Genomic DNA, 6,858 nt, shown 5'->3' with positions numbered 1-6,858 from the left:
CCGAGCGGTTGAAGGCACCGGTCTTGAAAACCGGCGACCCGAAAGGGTTCCAGAGTTCGAATCTCTGCGCTTCCGCCAGATATAAACCCCAGGTTACTCGTTAACCTGGGGTTTTTCTTTTGGATTTGCCGATCCGCCTCACACTTTTAAGTCCCTGCCATTTCCCTGTAAAAAACAGGCGTTATCATTCACCCTGTAAATATATTGCTATCTCTTACCGAGGCTTTGATGCTGGAGAATGTTTTCATCAGATAATCAGTTTCCCGCCCTTTTCAGGACGGACTGGTTATCGCTGCGCTTAAACCTTACGCGCGCACCTGCGGGTGTGGGCTCGTTTTTACGCATGATGATTACACAGGTTTTCCAGTATGAATTTATCCCGTCAGGAACAACGTACCTTACACGTTCTCGCCAAAGGTGGACGAATTGTGCACGTCCGCGACAGCTCTGGCCGCGTCACTTCCGTTGAGTGCTACACCCGTGAAGGGCTGGTGCTGAGCGACTGCACGCTTAGCGTCTTTAAAAAACTCCGCACCAAAAAGCTGATCCGATCCGTGAACGGGCAGCCATACCGCATCAACACCACCGGGCTGAACAACGTTCGCGCCCAGCTGGATAATCGCTAAGGAGCAGTGATGAATACACCTTACACAGATAGCTATGACCGCGCTTTTTTGCTCGACACCATGATGGGCCCAAACGCCATGCGGCTAACCGAGGAGCTGGTCGCTCAACTGCCGATCGCTCCAGGAATGCGCATTCTCGATCTCGGCTGTGGGAAAGGGATCTCTTCTATCCTGCTCGCCGAAAAATATGACGCCACGGTTTTTGCTGCCGATCTGTGGATTACGCCGGACGAAAATGCAGCACGTTTCAGCGAACGGGGTCTGGACGGAAAAATCTTTCCGCTGCGGGTTGATGCCACGAAAGCAATCCCGTTCGCGCATGACTACTTTGATCTGATCGTCAGCGTGGACGCATATCAATACTTCGGCAACAATGACGCCATGCTGGGTACTCTGCTACCTTTCCTGAAACCCGGCGGTCATATTGCCGTTGCCGTTCCCGGGTTTATCGGAGAGTACAGCGAAACGCATCTCCCGGATGTGGTTAAACCTTTCTGGACCTCAGAGTGGTATTTCTATCCGCTCTCCTGGTGGAAAGCACTGTGGGAAAAAGAGCCCGGTGCGGCGCTGACCACCGTACGGGAGATGGATACCTGCCAGCAGGCGTGGGATGAGTTTATGCAATGCGAGATCGCTCAGGAGATGATGGTGCCCATTATGGACGCGGGGGCCGGGGCGTATTTCAACATGATCCAGCTGGTGGCGCAGAAACGCCAGGGGGAATAAACAACGCCACCCAAGGGTGGCGTTAAACGTGGCCTTTATGAGCGGATAAAGGCCAAAATATCTGCGTTAATGGTATCCGCATGGGTGGTATGCATCCCGTGCGGGAAGCCCGGGTAAATTTTCAGTACGCTGTTCGCCAGCAGCTTGTCCTGCAGCAGGGCAGCATTCTTATACGGCACGACCTGATCGTCGTCGCCCTGCATCACCAGAACGGGAACCGTGATGGTCTTTAAATCTTCCGTCTGGTCGGTCTCTGAAAACGCCTTAATCCCCTCGTAGTGGGCCTTGGCGCTGCCGATCATTCCCTGACGCCACCAGTTCTGGATCGTCCCCTGTGAAACGTCCGCGCCATCCCGATTAAAGCCGTAGAACGGACCGCTGGCGACGTCGAGGTAAAACTGGGCGCGGTTAGCCGCCAGCGCTTTGCGGAAGCCGTCGAAAACCTCGATGGGCGTCCCGCCGGGGTTACCGTCCGTTTTGACCATCAGCGGCGGCACGGCGCTGACGAGCACCGCTTTGGCGACGCGCCCCTGCGGTTGCCCATACTGCGCAACATAGCGGGCGACCTGTCCGCCGCCGGTGGAGTGACCGACGTGCACGGCATTGCGCAGATCCAGGCTTTCAACCACGGCTGACGCGTCGGCCGCATAATGATCCATATCGTGGCCTTCACTCACCTGGTCCGAACGCCCGTGACCGCGACGATCGATAGCGATAACGCGATAGCCTTCTGCAAGGAAGAAGAGCATCTGGTTATCCCAGTCATCAGCACTGAGCGGCCAGCCGTGGTGGAAAACAATAGGCTGAGCCTCTTTTGGACCCCAGTCTTTGTAGTAAATATTGACGCCATCTTTCGTTGTTACGAATGCCATACCGCAGACTCCTCTGTTAAAGGCAAAACGTTCCCCGGCTGAGCGCACAGCGAATCATTAATGCCTTAATTAAGTTGGCTTTTTTCTGTTTCCCGTACCGACAGTACTCCTAAAGTGTAGGAGAAATAATAAAAGCAGTCGGTTTCATTCCTGTGAAAGGGAGCAGGACAGCATGCAGGGGGAGAGGGAAAGAATGAAGGCTCTGGAGAGATCCTCCTGAGCCTTCAGGGCTGCATTAACAGCAGGGGCGTTTAGCGGTTTTCTTCAATATAGCGGGCCAGGTCTGCCGGGGTTTTTAGCACCGTCGCCACGTCAGTTGGCGGGATCGTGCAGCCGTAAACGTCCTGCACTTCCAGCACCATATCGACCGCCAGGATGGAGTCGAGAATGTCAGATTCAATCAGTTCATCGTGAAAGCCCACCTTACGGGATAACACTTTTTCGAACAGGGCGAGAATTTCTTGTTCCATAATTTTTCCTGGAGTCATTAATTTGTGCGGGCGTAAGCGTCCAGCAGCTTGAGGTCAATTTTGCCGTTAGGATTCAGCGGCAAAGCGTCTTGTACGATAATTTGTGAAGGCACCATATAGTGCGGTACCACCTTCGACAGCGATGTTTTGATGGTGTCCGGCGCCATATCCGTCACGCAGAACGCGGCAATGCGCAGCACGCTGCCGCAGGATTTCATCAGCGGCAGGACCACCGCTTCGTTGATGCCGGACATGGCCAGCAGGCGGTTCTCGATCTCGTTGATTTCGATACGGTAACCGTTCAGTTTGACCTGGCTGTCGTTGCGGCCCTGGCAGTAAATAAGCCCCGCTTCATAGCCCAGATCGCCGGTCCGGTAGCCGCGAAACGCTTCATCTTCCCGACGGAGTAATTTCGCCGCGTTTTCCTGCGGCAGGCCGAGATAGCCGCGCATGACGTTTTTACCCCAGATAATTAGCTCGCCGTCGGCGGAAATTTCCATTTTGCTCTCAGGCATCATGACTCCGACCGGCAGCACGGCGCTGTCGCTGTTCAGGATCGCATCAGTGATTTCAACCACGGTCGTCGCGATGGTCGCTTCCGTAGGGCCATAGGAGTTAATGATTTTGGCCTGCGGGAAACGGCGGCGGAGCTGTTTAACCAGCGCCTTATTTAACACTTCACCAATGAAGATAAAGACGCTCAGCGCTGGCAAATACTCGCTGTTGAACTGCGGGGAAAGCAGCTGCTGGTATGCAAAAGAGGGGGTCGAAATCCAGGCGGAGACCGCGCTGCTTTTCAGTCGTTCCAGCCAGTTCTCTTTCTGAATGTCCTCTTTGGCGTTCAGCACGATGTGCCCGCCCATCGCCAGATTGGCCAGCAAAGGGATGAGGGAGAGGTCAAAGCTGAATACCGCGTGGTTCATCAGGACCGGTTTTTCCGGCAGTGAAAAGTCCTGGCTGACCCATTTCATGAAGTGCCATACGCTTTCACGCCCAATCTGCACGCCTTTAGGTTTACCTGTGCTGCCTGAAGTAAACATGATGTAGGCCAGATCCTGCTCCTCCAGTACCTTGCCCGGTTCCCCGGTGGCGATGAACTGCCGGGTCGCCACGTCGTAATAGTAAGGGGCGCTGGCCAGATGGCAGATCTCCCGAAGGCGCTCCTGCGGATAGATGCAGTCCACCGGGATGTACGGAATGTTGTGCAGCAGGCAGCTATAAATCGCCACGGCGAACTCGGCCTGCTGGTGTCCGTACAATACGACCGGCGTACCGGCAACAGGCTGGCAGCGCTGATAGCGCTGCGCCCAGTCCGTCACGGCAGCGGAAAGCTGTAGCCAGCTTAAGGCTTCGTCGCTGCCGCTGATGGCCAGCTGCTGCGGGGAGGCGGGATCGCATAATGCCGCACGTAAGAAATCCTGCAGTTCCTGAAGATCGGAGTGATTTTTCATAGAGGTGACATTCCACTAAAGATGTAAAGGGATCCCGCGGCGCTTCCCAGCGTCAGAATTCGCCCTAAAAACGCAACGGCCGGATACTGCAAGCCGCGGTGCAATGCCGGGCTGCGTTTGGATGACCACAGCAGCATGTTGTGAGCGACGGAAATCGCGCCAAACAGCGCGCCGCTGATGACGTAATGGCGCTCCAGGCCATTCCATGCCCCCATGCAGAACAGGGTGCAAAAAATACCGATATTTTGCGCCAGCGTTTTGTTCTGACGGAAAAAGTTGAACTTCATCAGGTTCATATAAACGGGCATAAAGACCACATCGCGCAGCCATTCAGACAGGCTGATGTGGAAGCGGCGCCAGAAATCCTGCGGGTTCTTTGCCAGAATCGGCATATTGAAGTTTGCCGGGATGTTGAGCCCAAACAGGCGGCCTGCGCCGGTGGCCATATTGCTGTAGCCCGCAAAATCAAAGTACAGGTAGGTGCTGTAGGCAATCGACATCACCACGCCCACGGTCAGCGTAAACGGCTTATGGCTCCAGGGCTGCACGACAAGCGAATCAATCAGCATGGCAAACAGGAACTTCTGGACAATGCCGGTAATGATTTGCTCTAACGCGACTAAAAACTGTCCACGGTTAAGGGCAAATACGGGCTTGCTGACGTCACTCATCCATGTCCGCCAGCGGTACATTGGGCCGGCAAGGATAATAAAGGGCATAAACAGATAGCAGAAATAGTGCAGGAAATTCTGCCCTTCTTTTTTACTGCGATAGAGCAGCACGTCCACCGCGCGGAACGTCATAAAAGAGAGGCCGATCATGCCCCAGTGGTTATTTAAATGTAATTTCACCAGCAGCAACGGCAATAATGTCAGAACGATTGCCTGCCACGTTTTTAACCATCCCTTCTCTTTTAGCGTGGCAAAAACATAAAAGCTGAAAAAAACGGCGGCGGGGACAATATAATCACCCTGAAATATATATCCCCATCCCAGCGCCGTCAGCACCGATAGCGCAGATAACCAGGTCAGACGATGGCGTAATACGCGATTGACCAGCGCAAACGCCAGCGCGGATGAAAATAAATAAACAAAAAACATTCCTGAGCTGTACATCATTCGGCCTCAGAACTTTTGATATTCAAAATGCAGCTGCATACTCATGCTGTCATCGACAGAGGTCCACGCGACGATGGTAATCGCCAGCAGGAGATAAAGGAAAAAAAGACGGATCGCGATTTTCATTATTTAAAACTCTGTGCAATAAAGCGAATCATAGGAACCCAGGCCAGTTCGGAAGGGTGCAAACGATCCCAGTTCCAGCCATTTTGATAAGGCATGGCGTACATATCTAAATACGGGATCTGGTTCTTTTCCAGAATGGTTTTAATTTGCTTATCAACCGGACGGAAGGTATCGGTATTGTAAAGCGCCCAGGGGTTAACCGGGTCGACGATAGCAATCACCTGCACGTGACGTTCTTTCAACAGCTGGACGGTTTTACTGAACGCGGCGATTTGCGCAGGCACGACGGGCGTGTCATCCCACTGTTGCCGCGTACCGTCCTCCTCGTAAATCGTTTTGTCCATCCACAGCGTGGCCGCGCTCTGCTGGCGTTTTTTATTTAACTCGCGCGCATTCGCCAGCTCTTTATCCCAGTCGGGAGCAATGTGGGCGGCTGTCTGCGGAGGCCACGGCTGTACCGCCTGGGGTGTGACGTTGAGCAGCGCCAGCCAGTCGTTTTTTATCAGGGTACAGACGTTGGCAAACTGGAAGCTCAGTTCGTCCCATATCAGATCGGGGTGCCAGCCAAAGACCCGCATTTGGCCAAAGGTTAAATGGCTTATTTCTTTACTATCAATATGCTTTAAATAATTAACCAGCAGCGGGCGCGCCTGCGGATCCTTCATCAGTGGATTAAAAATAGAGCCGGGGAAATTATCGGCATAAATAGCCGGTGGCAGCCCTTTTGAGTAAAAGCTGTCAGGTGCCAGAAGCAAAACAACTTTACTGTTTGCGTTAAGGCTATTTTTAAAACGAGAGAACAGTAAAAATTGCGTTTCATCATCGACGAACGCATCGCCATACGCCACGACGGGTTTGTGCAATTGCTTATTAAAGTAATTATATACGGCGTAATGTTCATCTTCTGAGGTGGCAACCTCAGACGCGCCAATGAAGAAAATAGCATTCCCTTCTAATGCATGGGAAATAGTTGCAATTTTTTCCGCTTGTTCTTTAGGCGTGCCCGCCATTGATTTTATCAGCGGCTGGAAGGTGAGGGGCGGATTGAAGCTCGTCACCAGCGGGTGAACACAAAGGAACAAAATGGCCAGGGTCGCCATCAGGATATGTAAGCAAAGCGTATTTTTGATTTTCATCATCAACCCGTAACACTGCATGGCAGTAATGTCTAAAATCTGCGGGAATTCAGATTTATAACAATTACACAACAAATGACCTTCTATTTTTGAGGCATTCTATACCAGAGCGATTTAAAAGGATGAGCGTTGCTATGTTACGGTATGTACAAGGTCGAGGTGAGTGACGTGAGAGCAGCGTATGGGTGATTTTTGCGCAGTCAAACGCCGGTGGGTAAAAATAGAAAAATTCCTGCTTTACAAGGCGCTAATAGATGTTTATAGTGCGCCTCACTTTGGAAGCGTGGCCGAGCGGTTGAAGGCACCGGTCTTGAAAACCGGCGACCCGAAAGG

At 52.6% G+C, this 6,858-nt stretch carries 7 protein-coding genes; 2 read left to right on the top strand and 5 right to left on the bottom strand.

Translation table 11 applies throughout. From position 1 onward, the window contains the following. The first annotated feature begins 368 nt into the window (after positions 1 to 368). Together ADJ24_RS07140 and ADJ24_RS07135 are read left to right on the top strand one after the other, a co-directional pair. Positions 369 to 626: a YjhX family toxin gene (locus tag ADJ24_RS07140; protein ID WP_021240841.1), complete on the top strand. Its 258-nt coding sequence runs from the start codon at positions 369 to 371 to the stop codon at positions 624 to 626. 9 nt (positions 627 to 635) lie between these two features. Next, positions 636 to 1,352 (top strand): SAM-dependent methyltransferase, encoded by a 717-nt coding sequence (locus tag ADJ24_RS07135; RefSeq protein ID WP_023311044.1) that lies wholly within the window; start codon positions 636 to 638, stop codon positions 1,350 to 1,352. 35 nt (positions 1,353 to 1,387) lie between these two features. Here ADJ24_RS07135 and ADJ24_RS07130 read toward each other — a convergent pair whose 3' ends face one another. From ADJ24_RS07130 to ADJ24_RS07110, 5 genes are all read right to left on the bottom strand, one after another. Beyond that, positions 1,388 to 2,224 carry an alpha/beta fold hydrolase gene (locus ADJ24_RS07130; protein WP_023311045.1) on the bottom strand — a complete coding sequence of 279 codons (837 nt, stop codon included), beginning with the start codon at positions 2,222 to 2,224 and terminating at the stop codon, positions 1,388 to 1,390. A gap of 251 nt (positions 2,225 to 2,475) precedes the next feature. After that, positions 2,476 to 2,694, bottom strand: coding sequence for an acyl carrier protein (locus tag ADJ24_RS07125; RefSeq protein ID WP_021240839.1), 219 nt, complete (start codon positions 2,692 to 2,694; stop codon positions 2,476 to 2,478). A gap of 17 nt (positions 2,695 to 2,711) precedes the next feature. Further along, positions 2,712 to 4,145 carry an AMP-binding protein gene (locus tag ADJ24_RS07120; RefSeq protein ID WP_048702295.1) on the bottom strand — a complete coding sequence of 478 codons (1,434 nt, stop codon included), beginning with the start codon at positions 4,143 to 4,145 and terminating at the stop codon, positions 2,712 to 2,714. Next, complete coding sequence (locus tag ADJ24_RS07115; protein WP_023311047.1) at positions 4,142 to 5,260, bottom strand: MBOAT family O-acyltransferase; 1,119 nt, start codon at positions 5,258 to 5,260, stop codon at positions 4,142 to 4,144. The genes ADJ24_RS07120 and ADJ24_RS07115 overlap by 4 nt, the downstream gene beginning before the upstream one ends. Before the next feature lie 128 nt (positions 5,261 to 5,388). Continuing rightward, on the bottom strand, positions 5,389 to 6,525 hold the full coding sequence (locus ADJ24_RS07110; RefSeq protein WP_032668156.1) for a D-alanyl-lipoteichoic acid biosynthesis protein DltD: 1,137 nt from the start codon (positions 6,523 to 6,525) through the stop codon (positions 5,389 to 5,391). Between the last annotated feature and the right edge of the window lie 333 nt (positions 6,526 to 6,858).

The organism is Enterobacter sp. 940_PEND, from assembly GCF_001059415.1.
Classification (GTDB): domain Bacteria; phylum Pseudomonadota; class Gammaproteobacteria; order Enterobacterales; family Enterobacteriaceae; genus Enterobacter; species Enterobacter cloacae_M.
This window is presented reverse-complemented; position numbering and strand designations above follow the sequence as displayed.